This window comes from Enterobacter sp. MGH85 (assembly GCF_001037655.1).
Taxonomy (GTDB): domain Bacteria; phylum Pseudomonadota; class Gammaproteobacteria; order Enterobacterales; family Enterobacteriaceae; genus Enterobacter; species Enterobacter intestinihominis.
In genome coordinates, this window is the sequence record NZ_KQ089925.1 from 4,228,494 (window position 1) to 4,244,048 (window position 15,555).

A 15,555-nucleotide genomic window follows, 5' to 3' on the forward strand; every position below is an offset into this window, starting at 1 on the left:
TTACGTAGGCCGGATAAGCGCAGCGCCATCCGGCGTTGTTACTTACGCACTGCGCTGCAACAACATCGACTTAATATGGCCGATGGCGCGCGTCGGGTTCAGCCCCTTAGGACACACACTGACGCAGTTCATGATGCTATGGCAGCGGAATACGCTGAAAGCGTCACTTAACCCTTCCAGACGATTCTCGGTTTCGGTATCGCGGCTGTCGATCAGGAAGCGATAGGCAGCCAGCAGACCCGCAGGGCCGATAAATTTATCCGGGTTCCACCAGAATGACGGGCATGACGTTGAACAGCATGCACAGAGAATACACTCGTACAACCCATCGAGTTTTTCACGCTGCTCAGGCGACTGTAAGTGCTCGCGAGCGGGTGGATTTTGCCCATTATTCAATAAGTAAGGCTTAATCTTCTCATATTGTGCATAGAATTGCCCCATGTCCACCACCAAATCACGCACGACCGGCAGGCCAGGCAGAGGACGGATGACAATTTTCTGGCCTGTACGCTGTAGCGCTGAAATTGGCGTGATACAGGCCAGACCGTTTTTGCCGTTCATGTTTACACCGTCAGAGCCACATACCCCTTCACGGCAGGAGCGGCGGAACGACAGCGTAGGATCTTTTTCTTTCAGCTGGATTAAAGCATCCAGCAGCATCATGTCACGACCTTCTTCCGCTTCGAGGGTGTAATCCTGCATACGCGGAGCATCGTCTATATCCGGGTTATAACGATAAACTGAGAATTCGAGTTTCATTATCCTGTCTCCGCATTAGTAAGTACGAATCTTCGGCGGGAACGCCGGACGCAGTTTCGGTTCCATGTTAACGCTACGACGCGTCATGGTTTCCGACTCTGGCAGATACAGGGAATGGCACAGCCAGTTTTCGTCATCACGATCCGGGAAGTCGAAGCGGCTATGGGCGCCACGGCTTTCGGTACGAAAGTTTGCCGACATCGCGGTCGCGAACGCGGTTTCCATCAGGTTATCCAGCTCCAGGCACTCAACGCGCTGGGTGTTGAACTCGCTCGAAGTATCGTCCAGACGGGCATTCTTCAGACGCTCGCGGATCGCTTTCAGCTGCTCCAGCCCTTTGGCCATCGCGTCACCTTCACGGAATACCGAGAAGTTGTGCTGCATACACTCTTGCAGCGCTTTACGGATTTCAACCGGATCTTCGCCGTTACGGTTGCCGTTCCAGCGGTTGAGGCGCTCAAGAGAGGCATCAATTTCGTCGTCGGTCGCATCACGCAACGCGCCCTGCTCGGCAATAGATTCCTGGAGATGCAGCCCCACCGCACGGCCAAATACCACCAGGTCCAGCAGGGAGTTGCCGCCCAGACGGTTTGCGCCGTGCACGGATACGCAGGCAATTTCGCCTACCGCGAACAGACCAGGGATGACCACGTCTTCACCCTGCTCGTTCACGGTCAGCGCCTGACCGGTCACTTTGGTCGGAATACCGCCCATCATGTAGTGACAGGTTGGGATAACCGGAATCGGCTCTTTTACCGGGTCGACGTGGGCGAAGGTGCGGGACAGTTCCAGAATGCCCGGCAGACGGGATTCCAGCACTTCTTTACCCAGATGGTCGAGTTTCAGCTTCGCGTGCGGGCCCCAAGGGCCGTCGCAGCCGCGGCCTTCACGGATTTCGATCATGATGGAACGCGCCACCACGTCACGACCCGCCAGGTCTTTCGCATTCGGGGCATAACGCTCCATAAAGCGCTCGCCATGTTTGTTCAGCAGATAGCCACCTTCACCACGGCAGCCTTCTGTCACCAGCACGCCCGCACCGGCGATACCGGTTGGGTGGAACTGCCACATCTCCATGTCCTGCACCGGCACGCCAGCGCGGATAGCCATCCCAACGCCGTCACCGGTGTTGATGTGGGCGTTGGTAGTGGACTGATAGATACGGCCTGCGCCGCCGGTGGCCAGCACGGTTGCGCGCGCTTTGAAATAGACCACTTCACCGGTTTCAATGCACAGTGCGGTACAACCCACCACCGCGCCATCGGCGTTTTTCACCAGATCCAACGCATACCACTCGGAGAAGATGGTGGTGTGGTTTTTCAGGTTTTGCTGATAAAGGGTGTGCAGCAAAGCGTGACCGGTACGGTCAGCCGCTGCTGCGGTACGTGCCGCCTGTTCGCCGCCGAAGTTTTTCGACTGGCCGCCAAACGGACGCTGATAGATGGTGCCATTTTCCAGACGGGAGAACGGCAGACCCATGTGGTCCAGCTCCAGAATCGCTTCCGGGCCGGTTTTACACATATATTCGATGGCATCCTGGTCGCCGATGTAGTCTGAACCTTTTACCGTATCGTACATGTGCCATTCCCAGTTATCTTCATGGGAATTACCCAGCGCAACGGTGATACCACCCTGCGCAGACACAGTGTGGGAACGGGTCGGGAATACTTTAGAGAGCAGCGCACAGGTCTGGCCGCTCTGGGAAATTTGCAGTGCGGCGCGCATACCTGCGCCACCCGCACCAATCACAACAGCATCAAATTCTCTGACTGGCAGTTTCATTACACACCCCACACCACAACAAATCCATAAATGACGTAAACCAGCAGAGCAACAACAATAATCAGTTGCAGCGGAAGGCGAATCGCCAGCGGTTTAACGTAATCGGTCAACACCTGCCACATGCCAATCCAGGCATGAATAAGGATGGACAACAGGGCCAGCAGGGTGAACACTTTGGTGAAGGCCGATTCGAAGAAACCACTCCAGATTTCCCACGTCAGTGTGCCGCTAGTGGCGAAGAAACCGATCATATAGATGATGTAGAGCGTGAGGACGATGGCGGTAGCGCGGACCAGGATGAAGTCATGTACGCCGTTGCGTCCTAATGCGGAGGCGTTGCTTACCATACGAGAACTCCTGCGAGAAGTGAAAGCACGACAGTGATCACAAATGAAATGTTAGCGGTACGTTTACCGGCCTCGAACGTCTCTTCCAGGTAGCCAAAGTCCATCAGCATATGGCGAACGCCGCCAACCACGTGATAGGCCAGCGCGGTCAGAATGCCCCACATGATAAATTTCACGAAGAAGCTGTTCATGATGGCTGAGGCCTGGAGGAATCCTTCAGGAGATGAGAGGCTGGTTCCCAGTAACCACAGCAAGATACCAACCGCCACAAACGTAATCACACCAGAAACACGGTGCAGAATGGACGCTATTGCTGTTACAGGGAATCGGATCGTTTTGAGATCCAGATTGACAGGTCTTTGTTTTTTCACATTTCTTATCATGAATAACGCCCACATGCTGTTCTTATTGTTTCCTTCCTCCGGACTGCGATGCGGGTCAGACAGCGTTCCTTTTCTATAACTGCGCGTCATGCAAAACATTGCTTCCAAATGCTAAAACGACACGTTACAACGCTGGGTGGCTCGGGATTGCAGGGTGTTCCGGAGACCTGGCGGCAGTATAGGCCGTTCACAAAATCATTACAATTAACCTACATACAGTTTGTTGGGTTTTCTCTGGAACAGTGATCGGGGTCACGATAACAACATCTTTTTAATTTTTAATCATCTGATTTGACAAATGTTAAACAATATTGTTACAAACGTCATCAGAAAAGGCATATAATGCGCAAAAGTTATGAGGTCTCTCTTTCACCTGACAAATAGTTATGTAACAGTGTGATGGTATTGACCGAAGTTATCAGGACAGTTATTAGTGATATACAGGTTTGAATAATTCGGACTGCAAAAACGCTGATTTGCTGTTGTTTCACTGATATTTCATTCGTTTACCTGCAAGGCGCCATAGCTCTGTACCCTGGTTTCTCCTCGTGAGCTGAGCGGTAAGCCAAATAACAATCTGGTAACGATGATTAACAGCTGAAAGCAAATCCGGTAAAGCGCAGTCTTAAGCATAAGGCGCTAAGGAGACCGTAAATGGCTGATACAAAGGCAAAACTCACCCTAAATGGTGATGATGCTATTGAACTGGATGTGCTAAAAGGCACGCTCGGTCAGGATGTTATTGATATCCGTACGCTGGGTTCCAAAGGGGTATTCACCTTTGACCCTGGATTCACCTCTACCGCATCTTGCGAATCCAAAATCACCTACATTGACGGTGACGAAGGTATCCTGCTCCATCGCGGCTTCCCCATCGATCAGTTAGCCACCGAATCCAACTATCTGGAAGTGTGCTACATCCTGCTGAACGGCGAAAAACCGACGCAGGCCCAGTACGATGAATTTAAAACCACCGTGACCCGTCACACCATGATCCATGAGCAGATTACCCGTCTGTTCCATGCGTTCCGTCGTGACTCTCATCCGATGGCGGTCATGTGCGGTATTACCGGTGCGCTGGCGGCGTTCTACCACGATTCTCTGGACGTGAATAACCCACGTCACCGTGATATCGCGGCGTTCCGTCTGCTGTCCAAAATGCCTACCATGGCGGCGATGTGTTACAAATACTCTATCGGTCAGCCGTTTGTGTATCCACGCAACGACCTCTCCTACGCAGGTAACTTCCTGCGCATGATGTTCTCCACGCCGTGTGAAGAGTACGAAGTGAACCCGGTGCTGGAACGCGCGATGGACCGTATTCTGATCCTGCACGCTGACCACGAACAGAACGCCTCGACCTCTACCGTCCGTACCGCAGGCTCTTCCGGCGCGAACCCGTTCGCCTGTATCGCTGCGGGTATCGCCTCCCTGTGGGGACCGGCGCACGGCGGCGCGAACGAAGCGGCACTGAAGATGCTGGAAGAAATCAGCTCCGTTGAGCACATTCCTGAGTTCGTGCGCCGCGCGAAAGACAAGAATGACTCCTTCCGTCTGATGGGCTTCGGTCACCGTGTTTACAAAAACTACGACCCTCGCGCGACCGTTATGCGTGAGACCTGCCACGAAGTGCTGAAAGAGCTGGGCACCAAAGATGATCTGCTGGAAGTGGCGATGGAGCTGGAACACATCGCGCTGAACGACCCGTACTTCATCGAGAAGAAACTCTACCCGAACGTCGATTTCTACTCCGGTATCATCCTGAAAGCGATGGGTATTCCGTCTTCCATGTTCACCGTGATCTTCGCCATGGCGCGTACCGTGGGCTGGATTGCGCACTGGAACGAAATGCACAGCGAAGGCATGAAAATCGCCCGTCCTCGTCAGCTGTATACCGGCTACGAGCAGCGTGACTTTAAGTCTGACATTAAGCGCTAAAAAACACGCCCGGCGGCGCTTCGCTTGCCGGGCCTACAAGTGCGAGATGTAGGCCGGGTAAGGCGTAGCCGCCACCCGGCTTTTTTACATCTGGCACCCAGGACACCAGTAAAACGGTCTGGAAGAGATCGTCGCCTTCTCAATCACCCCGCCGCACCGCTCACACTTTTTACCCGCCCGATGAAAGACCTTGAAGCGAAACAACGCCCCGTGATGCTTGTTCTCATCCACCATGCCGCGCGTGTTGTACGACAGCCGTGGAATATCCAGCAACGCGTGCGACAGCGCCTCCAGCTTTTCATCGCTTAGCTGCGACGCTTTGTGCTGCGGCGCCAGCCCGACTTCCCAGAGGATCTCCACCCGCAGGTAGTTTCCCAGCCCCGCCAGAAATGCCTGATCGAGCAACAGCCCGGAAAACTGCCGGTTGCGGAATGTGGGCGATAACAGCCGGGCTTTCACATCGCTTGCCGTCAGGCGCATATCCAGCACGTCCGGCCCAACCCGCTGTAAGAACGGGTGCGTGAGCAACTGCTCCGGCGTTAACATTTCGATATCAGAAGCGCTGTAGAGCAGGATCGCCTTATCCGCCGTTTGTAGCCGCACGCGCAGCACGCGGGTCGTTTGCGGCTGCTCGTCCGCCTTTACCACCCGCCAGACGCCGTAAAGCTGATTGTGGCTATATAACGTCAGGTTATGGGAAAAGTGGGTGAGTAACGCTTTGCCGCGCGTTTCAATGTGGGTCACCGTCTGTCCCACCAGCTGCGATTCAAACGGTTTGAGTTGAGGAAAGGCAAACCAGACGTGTGTCAGAGGTTTGCCCTTTATCGCCGCCTCCAGGCTATCCGCCGCGCGGCGGATCTCCGGACCTTCTGGCATGTTATTGTCCTTTCATGATTATTCTGCGCTGACAACAATGCCCTCTTCCGAGAACGCCGCCCGCAGGCGTCGTGCAAACTGGAGCGCATGCTCGCCGTCACCGTGTAAGCACACCGTATCAGCCTGAACGTTTGCCGTTGTACCCTCCGTTGAGGTTACTCGCCCGAAGCGCACCATCTCCAGCGTCTGCGCCAGCGCTTTACCTTCGTCGGTGATCAGCGCACCGGCCTGCGTACGCGGAACCAGGCTACCGTCCGGCAGGTATCCCCGATCGGCAAACACTTCCTGCCGCGTAATCAGCCCCAGCCGTTCGCCGGCACGGATAAGCTCGCTGCCCGCCAGGCCCACCAGCACCAGACGCGGATTGCAGTCCCGTACCGCGCGAGCAATGGCGTCTGCCAGCGCCGGATCTTTCGCCGCCTGGTTATAGAGCATGCCGTGCGGCTTGACGTGACGCAACACGCCCTTCTCAGCGCGCACTATCGCCTCCAGGGCACCGATCTGGTAGAGCATTTGCGCGTAAACCGTCTCAGGCGGCAGATCCATCGCCGTGCGACCAAAGTTTTCCCGGTCCGGAAAGCTGGGGTGAGCGCCTATCGCCACGCCGTTTTTCATGGCATTGCGCACGCTCGCCAGCATGGTCTGCGCATCGCCGGCATGAAACCCACAGGCGATGTTCACCGAGGAGACCAGCGTCATCAGCGCCGCATCGGCGCTGCTGCCCTCCCCCAGATCGGCGTTTAAATCAATCTTTACCATCGAGCCTCCACGCCAGCTGTTCGAGATAACGCTGCTGATCCTGACGGGCTTTCAGCGCCTCCTCCAGCGAACACTGCACAAAATGAATTGGCTGACCGAGAGGAATTTGCGCCAGATGGTAGCGATCCGCTTCAATAATGCAGGCAATACGCGGATATCCTCCCGTGGTTTGCGCATCGTTCATCAGTACGATGGGCTGTCCGTTGCCCGGCACCTGAATCACCCCCGGCAACAGACCATGGGAAAGCAGCTCCCGGTCAGTCGTGCGGGTCAGCGGCTGGCCCTGAAGCCGGTAACCCATGCGGTTACTCTGCGGGCTGATCTTCCATGGCGAGCGCCAGAAAGACTCTTTTGAGGCCTCATCGAACTCATGATATTCCGGCCCCGGCAGGGCGCGGATCAGGTTCCCCCACAACAGCTGCTTCACGCCCTGCGTGGTGGTGAAATGGCGCGCTGATGGCTTAATCGCCAGGCGATCGCCGTCGCGCAGCAGCCGTCCTTCATGTCCGCCCATTCCCGCTTTCTGGTCGGTGCTGGATGAGCCCAGCACCTCCGGCACGTCGATACCTCCCGCCACCGCAAGATAGCTGCGCACGCCGTGCAGAGGACGCTTGAGCGTCAGACGCTGTCCGGCTTTCGCCCGCAGGCGCCAGCCGGTCCACACCGCTTTGCCGTCCAGCGTCGCGTCACAGCCCGCGCCGGTTAAGGCAAACCAGGTTTCCTGACCAAACTCAATCACGCACTGACCCAGCGTAATTTCTAACGCCGCCGTGCTGCCGGCGTTGCCTACCAGCAGGTTGGCAATCTCCAGCGAGGGACGATCAAGCGCACCGCAGTAGCTCACGCCCGACTGACGCAGGCCAAAGCGCCCGGCATCCTGTACCGAGGTGTAAAGCCCTGCGCGAATAAGCGTTAACATATCCCCTCCTTTTGCGGGATAAAGCGCAGGGTATCCCCCGGACGCAGGAGTATGGGTGCGTCCTGGCCAGGTTCAAATAACGGCGTGGATGTGTGCCCGATAAGCTGCCAGCCTCCCGGCGAGGCGAGTGGATAAATTCCCGTTTGCTCGCCACCAATCGCCACGCTGCCCGCCGGTACGCTCAGGCGCGGCTCAGCCCGGCGCGGCGTATGCAACTGGGGCGATAACCCGCCCAGATAGGGGAAACCCGGCTGAAATCCCAAAAACCAGACAACATAGTCGACTGAGCTATGCAGCTCCACAACCTGCTTCTCCGTTAATCCACAGTGTTCGGCCACGACGCCAAGGTCGGGGCCTCCCTTGCCGCCATAGACAACCGGGATCTGAATCGTCCGCGATTCCGGCTCCAGCGCCTCGCTCTCCTCCCACCAGCGTTGCAGACGCTCAATGGCATCCAGCGCCCCCGTGTGCGGATCACGCAGCACCACGGTGATATTATTCATACCCGGAATAGCTTCAACCACGCCAGGTAGCTCGGGCAGTCGTTGAGCCAGACGCCAGATACGCTTTTGCGTGGCAAGCGTCACCGGAGGCTCAAGTTCCAGAACCACTGCGGTTTCACCCAGAAGATAACAACGCGCTCGCTGCACTTAACTACCTCTCATCAGGCCGGATTAGGGATATCAATAAACGTCACATCCAGATCTGTATTTTCCGTCAGCCACTCGCTGAGGGCGCGGATGCCGCCACGCTCGGTGGCGTGATGGCCTGCCGCGTAAAAATGCAGGCCTTGTTCACGGGCAGAGTGAATGGTCTGCTCGGAAACCTCGCCGGTAATGAAGGCGTCGACACCGAAACGCGCCGCGCTATCAATAAAGCCCTGGCCGCCGCCGGTGCACCATGCCACGCGCTTCACGGTATCCGGCCCGGTGTCGCCGCACCACAGCGGACGACGCCCCAAGCGTGCTTCGATCCACGATGCCAGCTCCAGACCCGGAACCGGCATCGACAGTTCACCCCACGGCACCAGGGGTTCAATTTCGCCCATCACGGTAATCCCCAGCAGCTGCGCAAGCTGAACGTTATTCCCCAGTTCAGGATGCGCATCGAGCGGCAGGTGATAGCCGTACAGGTTGATGTCATTCGCCAGCAGCGTTTTGAGACGGTTGCGCTTCATGCCGCGAATAATCGGTGATTCGTTTTTCCAGAAATAACCGTGATGGACAATCACCGCGTCGGCTTCCTGACGCACCGCCTCATCCAGCAGCGCCTGGCTTGCCGTTACGCCGGTGATGATTTTTTGCACCGTCTCGCGACCCTCCACCTGTAAGCCATTCGGACCGTAGTCGCTAAACGAGGCCGTGTTGAGTTTTTCGTTAATCAGGCGTTCCAGTTCACTGTTTTTCATCATCATTCTCTCAAACTTTTCGGGCGGTTTCGTACGCCGCCAGCGTGGCGACACGCGCCTGTTTATGGTCGACAATGGGACGGGGATAGTTCAGGGTAACACGCTGTTTATCCGCCCATGCCCAGGGTTCATGAATGGCTTTGGCGGGGACATCCTTAAGTTCAGGCAGCCAGCGACGGATAAACTCGCCGTCGACGTCAAATCGTTGTCCCTGCGTGGTCGGATTAAAGATCCGAAAATAGGGAGCCGCATCCGTGCCGGTGGAGGCCGCCCACTGCCAGCCGCCGTTATTTGCCGCCAGATCGCCATCGATCAGCTGAGAGATAAAATAACGCTCTCCGGTTCGCCAGTCGATAAGCAGATCCTTTACCAGGAAGCTGGCGGTAATCATACGCAGACGGTTATGCATCCACCCGGTTTCATTGAGCTGCCGCATAGCCGCATCAACAATCGGGAAGCCGGTGAGCCCATGCTGCCATGCCTTAAGCAGCTTCTCATTCGACTGCCACTGTACCTGTTCGGTCCAACGAATAAAGGGCCGATGTTTACACAAATCAGGATGATACGTCATCAGATGGCGATAAAACTCACGCCAGATCAGTTCGTTCAGCCACACTGCGCCCGCCCCCCCGTCTACCGCCTGAGGCTGTTCCGCCAGTAGCCGATGTAAACACTGGCGCGGGGAGAGCGCGCCCAGCGCTAAACAGGCTGACAGGCGGCTGGTGCCTTCAATCGCTGGAAAATCCCGCCGCGCCTCGTAATCCGCCGCCCCCTGCGCGCAGAACTGACGCAACCGGGCGATAGCCGCTTTCTCGCTGGGGGGGAATACCGTTTCATCATACGACTGCTGGGGATAATTCAGCCTGATGTCCTGCAGATCCGTTATCGTTTCCCCTCTTATGGCCGGGGCGGGAACGCATTCTGGCAGCCCCTCTTTCAGGCGTTTGATAAAAGCATTTTTAAACGGCGTGAAAACTTTATACATTTCGTGACTGCCGGTCATCACGCTGCCCGGTGCGAGCATCACGCTGTCATCAAAGCCTTCACAGACCACGCCCGTAAGGTTTTTCTCCAGCTGACGATCCCGCTGCTGCTCGTTAAATTCATACTGGTAGTTGTAAAAAAGACGCGTTACCGCGTGCTGCTTACAGATTGCCTGCACCATCTCAAGCTGTGCGGCAAAATCATGGGCCTCTTTATAGATCAGCGGAATGCCTTTTTCGGCCAGTGAATGTTGCAGGTCATTCAGATACGCGCTGAGTAATGCCGCTTGCCGGGGCGCCATGTCATGCTGCCGCCACTGTTCAGGCGTGGCGATAAACAGGGCCAGCACATTCGCGTCTTTAGCGCGGCAGGCGGCCGCGAGAGCGAAGTTGTCGTGAATGCGTAAATCCGCGCGAAACCAAACCAGATGGGTGGGCATAAAACTCCAGGCAATTGTCCATTATGTCCGTAAGGGCATGCCGTAAAAGGAAAAAGGCACGCATTGAAGTACTTTGCCATGAAGTGTAGACGGGATGAAATAAAAAAGGCCGCCCGAGGCGGCCTTAACGCTACTTGTCCTGCGCTATCGGGGTAAAGGCAATAAACACATCCGGTTTATCACTCTTTACAACGAGTGCGCTGGCGACAATGAACGCGATGCATAAATAGCGTTTCACTATGCGGTCCCTGCTGCTAACCGCTCCACCTATCACCACCGGTGATAAATCGGTGGACACAAGCCCGGGTAGGCGGGCTGCTTTACGGCTATGGATACACCTTTCCCAGGACCGATGCCCATTTGCGAGATGGCGGAAAGGGACGTGGCATCATAATTAACACCAACGCCAAAAGTAAGTTATTTCAGTAAAATTAGGAATTTATAAAGGTGAAGTGGATTGCGAACTTTTTAAAGAAGGGTATGATAAAAATCCCGGGTAGGGGCTGCAAGATTACCCAACGGACCGCGAATCCCGAGGGACAAAAAAACCGCCACTTTGCTGTAGGCGGTTTTTTTATGGCTACGATGTCACACCGTATCAGTAGAAATCGCAGGTTGCTTTCTCGGCCTGATCCATCCACACCGGCTTTTCGCTGGTTTTCGCCCAGACGCGGTGCAGATAGCTGTAAAAACGTGCGCGATCTTTCCAGAACAGCATCACCGGCAGGGCCAGCACGCCAGCCACTACGGCGAAAGTGCGACGCATGAACACGATATGAGCCGGATACTCTTTATAAAGATCCATATTTTTCTCCCCTGTAGTTGGCCGGAAACCGTCTCCGGAAAATGTGAAATCTGTGACCTGGTTAAAATAATACCGCTTTGTTTGTAATTTTACTACTCATCCGACCACTTATTTTCATCCATTTCGTGAATATTTACATTCACGCCTGTAATTAAGTTACAAAAAAGTTAACAGTTTACTTAACAATAGTTAAATTGTGGTCTTTCCCATTTTTATACTTTTTTTACACCTGCCCTTCTGATTTTTGCGAAATCTTTGCGCCACAAATCCTACCGTTTGTACAACAACAAAAGTCACCCGGAGGTGGAGTGTGAGTGCAGGTCTGATTGCCGGCATCGTGCTGGTGTTCCTGTTATTGGGTTATCTGATTTATGCCCTGATTAATGCGGAGGCATTCTGATGGCTGCTCAGGCGTTTTTGCTTATTGCCAGCTTTTTACTGCTGCTGTTTGTGCTCGCCAGGCCGCTGGGAACAGCGCTGGCACGGCTGATAAACAACGTGCCACTGCCGGGTACGCGAAAAATTGAAAACGTGCTCTGGCGCATTTCAGGTATCAGCGACCGCGAAATGAGCTGGGGCCAGTACCTGATGGCGATACTGCTTCTGAATATCGTGGGGCTTATTGCCCTCTTTACGTTGCTCATGCTCCAGGGCAATTTGCCGTTGAATCCGCAGCAGTTACCAGGTTTATCCTGGCATCTGGCGCTGAACACGGCGGTCAGCTTTGTCACCAATACCAACTGGCAGTCTTACGCCGGTGAAACCACGCTCAGCTACTTCAGCCAGATGGCAGGGTTAACCGTGCAAAACTTTCTGTCTGCAGCCAGCGGTATCGCGGTGATCTTCGCCCTGACGCGCGCGTTTGCCCGTCAGAATGTCAGCACGCTCGGCAACGCGTGGGTTGATGTCACGCGCATCACCCTTTGGATCCTGGTGCCTGTTGCGCTGATTATTGCCCTGTTCTTTATACAGCAAGGCACTCTGCAAAACCTGCTGCCTTATACCCCTTACACCTCGCTTGAAGGGGGCAGGGAACTCCTGCCAATGGGGCCAGTGGCGTCGCAGGAAGCAATCAAGATGCTGGGCACCAACGGGGGCGGCTTCTTCAACGCCAACTCATCGCATCCGTTTGAAAACCCAACGGCATTAACCAATTTTGTACAGATGCTGGCGATATTCCTGATCCCCGCCGCGCTCTGCTTCGCCTTTGGCGATGTGGTTAACGATCGCCGCCAGGGCCGTACGCTGCTGTGGGCCATGTCGTTAATCTTCGTGGTCTGCGTTGCACTGGTGATGTGGGCCGAATGGAACGGCAACAGCCATTTCATGCAGCTGGGGGCTAACAGCAATATCAACCTGGAAGGCAAAGAGAGCCGCTTCGGCATTCTTGCCAGCAGCCTCTACGCGGTGGTCACCACGGCGGCCTCCTGCGGGGCGGTGAACGCCATGCACGACTCTTTCACCGCGCTTGGCGGCATGATCCCGATGTGGCTGATGCAGATTGGCGAGGTAGTCTTCGGTGGGGTCGGTTCGGGGCTGTACGGCATGCTGTTGTTCGTTCTGCTCGCCGTGTTTATCGCCGGGCTGATGATCGGCCGCACGCCGGAATATCTCGGCAAAAAAATCGACGTCCGCGAAATGAAATTAACCGCGCTGGCAATCCTGGTCACCCCCACCCTTGTGCTGCTCGGTACCGCCCTGGCGCTGATGACCGACGCCGGGCGCAGCGGCATCTTTAACCCGGGCATTCACGGCTTTAGCGAAGTGCTTTACGCCGTTTCGTCTGCCGCAAACAACAACGGCAGCGCCTTTGCAGGGTTAAGTGCCAACTCACCGTTCTGGAACTGTCTGCTGGCGTTCTGCATGTTCTTCGGTCGTTTCGGCGTGATTATTCCCGTCATGGCGATCGCCGGAACACTGGTGAATAAGAAGATCCAGCCGACCACTACCGGTACGTTACCGACTCACGGCGCGCTGTTCGTCGGCCTGCTGATTGGCACCGTTCTGCTGGTAGGTGCCTTGACCTTTATCCCCGCCCTCGCGTTAGGCCCGGTTGCGGAATATCTCTCTTTACGCTGATTTTGCGGAGAATTTGTCATGAGTCGTAAACAACTGGCCCTGCTCGAACCAACCTTAGTTCGTCAGGCCCTCATGGATGCGGTAAAAAAACTGAGCCCGCGAGTGCAGTGGCACAACCCGGTGATGTTTATTGTCTGGACTGGAAGTTTACTCACCACCGCATTGGCGATTGCCATGGGAACGGGACACCTTTCAGGAAATGCAACCTTTACCGGCGCCATCAGCCTGTGGCTGTGGTTTACCGTGCTGTTCGCCAACTTTGCCGAAGCGCTGGCGGAAGGCCGCAGTAAGGCGCAGGCCAACAGTCTGAAAGGGGTCAAAAAAACCGCCTTTGCGCGCAAATTACGCGAACCTAAATACGGCGCGCAGATGGACCACGTTCCGGCGGATGAACTGCGCAAAGGTGACGTGGTGCTGGTGGAAGCCGGGGACATCATCCCCTGCGACGGGGAGGTAATTGAGGGCGGCGCGTCGGTAGACGAAAGCGCTATTACCGGGGAATCCGCGCCCGTGATCCGTGAGTCGGGCGGAGATTTCGCCTCAGTTACCGGCGGAACGCGCATTCTTTCCGACTGGCTGGTGATCCAGTGCAGCGTTAACCCGGGCGAAACCTTTCTCGACCGGATGATCGCCATGGTGGAAGGCGCACAGCGTCGTAAAACGCCGAACGAGATCGCCCTGACCATTCTGCTGGTGGCGCTCACCATTGTGTTCCTGCTGGCAACGGCGACCCTGTGGCCCTTCTCCGCCTACGGCGGTACAGCGGTCAGCATCACCGTACTGATCGCCCTGCTGGTCTGTCTGATCCCCACCACTATCGGCGGCCTGCTTTCCGCGATTGGCGTGGCGGGGATGAGCCGTATGCTGGGCGCGAACGTCATCGCCACCAGCGGACGCGCCGTTGAAGCGGCGGGTGACGTAGACGTACTGCTGCTGGATAAAACAGGGACCATCACCCTGGGTAATCGTCAGGCCTCTGACTTTTTACCTGCTCCCGGCGTGGATGAAAAAACGCTGGCCGACGCGGCGCAGCTTTCTTCGCTGGCCGATGAGACGCCGGAAGGTCGCAGTATCGTGATCCTCGCCAAGCAGCGCTTTAACCTGCGCCAGCGCGACGTACAAAGCCTGCACGCCACGTTCGTGCCCTTTACGGCGCAAACCCGCATGAGTGGAATTAACATTCAGGACCGAATGATCCGTAAAGGGTCCGTTGATGCCATTCGCCGTCATATTGAAGCCAATAATGGACATTTCCCTCCGGAAGTCGACCATCTGGTGGAAAGCGTAGCGCGTCAGGGGGCAACCCCGCTGGTGGTGGCGGAAGGTGCAAGCGTTCTGGGGGTTATCGCCCTGAAGGATATCGTTAAAGGCGGTATAAAAGAGCGTTTCGCCCAGATGCGTAAGATGGGCATTAAAACGGTGATGATCACCGGGGATAACCGTCTGACTGCGGCGGCCATTGCCGCCGAAGCGGGCGTGGATGATTTCCTTTCCGAAGCGACACCGGAAGCAAAGCTGGCGCTCATTCGCCAGTATCAGGCGGAAGGTCGTCTGGTGGCGATGACCGGCGACGGCACCAACGACGCCCCGGCGCTGGCGCAGGCCGACGTGGCGGTGGCGATGAACTCCGGTACCCAGGCGGCAAAAGAGGCGGGCAACATGGTGGATCTCGACTCGAACCCGACCAAGCTGATCGAAGTGGTGCATATCGGGAAGCAGATGCTGATGACGCGCGGCTCGCTGACCACGTTCAGTATCGCCAACGACGTGGCGAAGTATTTCGCCATAATCCCGGCGGCCTTTGCGGCAACCTATCCGCAGCTGAATGCCCTGAACGTAATGCACCTGCACTCTCCAGCCTCGGCCATTTTGAGCGCGGTGATCTTCAACGCGCTGATTATTGTCTTTCTTATTCCGCTGGCGCTGAAAGGGGTGAGCTATAAGCCGCTGACGGCCGCCGCCATGCTGCGCCGTAACCTGTGGATTTACGGTCTGGGTGGGCTGGTGGTGCCCTTTATTGGGATCAAGGTTATCGACATGTTGTTAACGCTGTTCGGGCTGGTTTAAAAGGTGAATC

The 15,555-nt window shown here is 55.9% G+C and carries 15 protein-coding genes; 4 read left to right on the plus strand and 11 right to left on the minus strand.

Annotation, left to right across the window (positions count from 1 at the left end):
• Nucleotides 1-42 precede the first annotated feature (42 nt).
• The 4 genes from SK51_RS20090 to sdhC are packed head-to-tail and all read right to left on the minus strand — an operon-like array spanning nucleotide 43 to nucleotide 3,286.
• Nucleotides 43-759 carry a succinate dehydrogenase iron-sulfur subunit gene (locus tag SK51_RS20090; protein WP_023305706.1) on the minus strand — a complete coding sequence of 239 codons (717 nt, stop codon included), beginning with the start codon at nucleotides 757-759 and terminating at the stop codon, nucleotides 43-45.
• Between the two features lie 15 nt (nucleotides 760-774).
• Nucleotides 775-2,541, minus strand: coding sequence for a succinate dehydrogenase flavoprotein subunit (sdhA, locus tag SK51_RS20095; protein WP_003858619.1), 1,767 nt, complete (start codon nucleotides 2,539-2,541; stop codon nucleotides 775-777).
• Complete coding sequence (gene sdhD, locus SK51_RS20100; RefSeq protein ID WP_023305705.1) at nucleotides 2,541-2,888, minus strand: succinate dehydrogenase membrane anchor subunit; 348 nt, start codon at nucleotides 2,886-2,888, stop codon at nucleotides 2,541-2,543. Before sdhD ends, sdhA begins: the two co-directional genes overlap by 1 nt.
• The gene (gene sdhC / locus SK51_RS20105) at nucleotides 2,882-3,286 is read right to left on the minus strand and encodes a succinate dehydrogenase cytochrome b556 subunit (RefSeq protein WP_026080740.1); all 405 of its coding nucleotides are present in this window, start codon (nucleotides 3,284-3,286) and stop codon (nucleotides 2,882-2,884) included. Before sdhC ends, sdhD begins: the two co-directional genes overlap by 7 nt.
• 639 nt (nucleotides 3,287-3,925) lie before the next feature.
• Here sdhC and SK51_RS20110 point away from each other — a divergent pair.
• Nucleotides 3,926-5,209, plus strand: coding sequence for a citrate synthase (locus tag SK51_RS20110; protein ID WP_006809584.1), 1,284 nt, complete (start codon nucleotides 3,926-3,928; stop codon nucleotides 5,207-5,209).
• Nucleotides 5,210-5,293: 84 nt separating this feature from the next.
• On the opposite strand, the gene nei is transcribed toward SK51_RS20110, so the two are convergent.
• From nei to SK51_RS20145, 7 genes are all read right to left on the minus strand, one after another.
• Nucleotides 5,294-6,085 (minus strand): endonuclease VIII, encoded by a 792-nt coding sequence (gene nei / locus SK51_RS20115; RefSeq protein WP_023305704.1) that lies wholly within the window; start codon nucleotides 6,083-6,085, stop codon nucleotides 5,294-5,296.
• An 18-nt stretch (nucleotides 6,086-6,103) separates the two neighbouring features.
• Nucleotides 6,104-6,844, minus strand: a complete 741-nt coding sequence (gene pxpA, locus SK51_RS20120; protein ID WP_023305703.1) for a 5-oxoprolinase subunit PxpA — start codon at nucleotides 6,842-6,844, stop codon at nucleotides 6,104-6,106.
• Nucleotides 6,831-7,763 (minus strand): 5-oxoprolinase subunit PxpC, encoded by a 933-nt coding sequence (pxpC, locus tag SK51_RS20125; RefSeq protein ID WP_022647458.1) that lies wholly within the window; start codon nucleotides 7,761-7,763, stop codon nucleotides 6,831-6,833. The genes pxpA and pxpC overlap by 14 nt, the downstream gene beginning before the upstream one ends.
• Nucleotides 7,757-8,413: a 5-oxoprolinase subunit PxpB gene (pxpB, locus tag SK51_RS20130; RefSeq protein ID WP_023305702.1), complete on the minus strand. Its 657-nt coding sequence runs from the start codon at nucleotides 8,411-8,413 to the stop codon at nucleotides 7,757-7,759. Before pxpB ends, pxpC begins: the two co-directional genes overlap by 7 nt.
• Nucleotides 8,414-8,427: 14 nt before the next feature.
• Complete coding sequence (locus SK51_RS20135) at nucleotides 8,428-9,171, minus strand: type 2 GTP cyclohydrolase I (protein WP_003858635.1); 744 nt, start codon at nucleotides 9,169-9,171, stop codon at nucleotides 8,428-8,430.
• A 10-nt stretch (nucleotides 9,172-9,181) separates the two neighbouring features.
• Nucleotides 9,182-10,594, minus strand: a complete 1,413-nt coding sequence (gene phrB, locus SK51_RS20140; RefSeq protein WP_023305701.1) for a deoxyribodipyrimidine photo-lyase — start codon at nucleotides 10,592-10,594, stop codon at nucleotides 9,182-9,184.
• A 598-nt stretch (nucleotides 10,595-11,192) separates the two neighbouring features.
• Nucleotides 11,193-11,399 carry a YbfA family protein gene (locus tag SK51_RS20145; protein ID WP_014069366.1) on the minus strand — a complete coding sequence of 69 codons (207 nt, stop codon included), beginning with the start codon at nucleotides 11,397-11,399 and terminating at the stop codon, nucleotides 11,193-11,195.
• A 310-nt stretch (nucleotides 11,400-11,709) separates the two neighbouring features.
• Between SK51_RS20145 and kdpF the strand changes: the two genes are divergently transcribed.
• From kdpF to kdpB, 3 genes are read left to right on the plus strand one after another with little or no spacing between them, the layout of a single operon-like run.
• Nucleotides 11,710-11,799 carry a K(+)-transporting ATPase subunit F gene (gene kdpF / locus SK51_RS25060; protein WP_003858638.1) on the plus strand — a complete coding sequence of 30 codons (90 nt, stop codon included), beginning with the start codon at nucleotides 11,710-11,712 and terminating at the stop codon, nucleotides 11,797-11,799.
• Entirely contained in the window at nucleotides 11,799-13,478 is a 1,680-nt protein-coding gene (gene kdpA, locus SK51_RS20155) for a potassium-transporting ATPase subunit KdpA (protein ID WP_023305700.1), read from the plus strand. Before kdpF ends, kdpA begins: the two co-directional genes overlap by 1 nt.
• A gap of 18 nt (nucleotides 13,479-13,496) precedes the next feature.
• Nucleotides 13,497-15,545 (plus strand): potassium-transporting ATPase subunit KdpB, encoded by a 2,049-nt coding sequence (kdpB, locus tag SK51_RS20160; RefSeq protein ID WP_023305699.1) that lies wholly within the window; start codon nucleotides 13,497-13,499, stop codon nucleotides 15,543-15,545.
• The last annotated feature ends 10 nt before the right edge of the window (nucleotides 15,546-15,555 follow it).

Excerpts from the sequence above, each read along its gene's own strand:
- pxpC (WP_022647458.1), bottom strand. The coding sequence starts at position 7,763 with ATGTTAACGCTTATTCGCGCAGGGCTTTACACCTCGGTACAGGATGCC.
- SK51_RS20110 (WP_006809584.1), top strand. The coding sequence starts at position 3,926 with ATGGCTGATACAAAGGCAAAACTCACCCTAAATGGTGATGATGCTATT.
- phrB (WP_023305701.1), bottom strand. The coding sequence starts at position 10,594 with ATGCCCACCCATCTGGTTTGGTTTCGCGCGGATTTACGCATTCACGAC.
- pxpA (WP_023305703.1), bottom strand. The coding sequence starts at position 6,844 with ATGGTAAAGATTGATTTAAACGCCGATCTGGGGGAGGGCAGCAGCGCC.
- nei (WP_023305704.1), bottom strand. The coding sequence starts at position 6,085 with ATGCCAGAAGGTCCGGAGATCCGCCGCGCGGCGGATAGCCTGGAGGCG.
- SK51_RS20135 (WP_003858635.1), bottom strand. The coding sequence starts at position 9,171 with ATGAAAAACAGTGAACTGGAACGCCTGATTAACGAAAAACTCAACACG.
- kdpA (WP_023305700.1), top strand. The coding sequence starts at position 11,799 with ATGGCTGCTCAGGCGTTTTTGCTTATTGCCAGCTTTTTACTGCTGCTG.
- SK51_RS20145 (WP_014069366.1), bottom strand. The coding sequence starts at position 11,399 with ATGGATCTTTATAAAGAGTATCCGGCTCATATCGTGTTCATGCGTCGC.
- sdhA (WP_003858619.1), bottom strand. The coding sequence starts at position 2,541 with ATGAAACTGCCAGTCAGAGAATTTGATGCTGTTGTGATTGGTGCGGGT.
- sdhC (WP_026080740.1), bottom strand. The coding sequence starts at position 3,286 with ATGTGGGCGTTATTCATGATAAGAAATGTGAAAAAACAAAGACCTGTC.
- sdhD (WP_023305705.1), bottom strand. The coding sequence starts at position 2,888 with ATGGTAAGCAACGCCTCCGCATTAGGACGCAACGGCGTACATGACTTC.
- SK51_RS20090 (WP_023305706.1), bottom strand. The coding sequence starts at position 759 with ATGAAACTCGAATTCTCAGTTTATCGTTATAACCCGGATATAGACGAT.
- kdpB (WP_023305699.1), top strand. The coding sequence starts at position 13,497 with ATGAGTCGTAAACAACTGGCCCTGCTCGAACCAACCTTAGTTCGTCAG.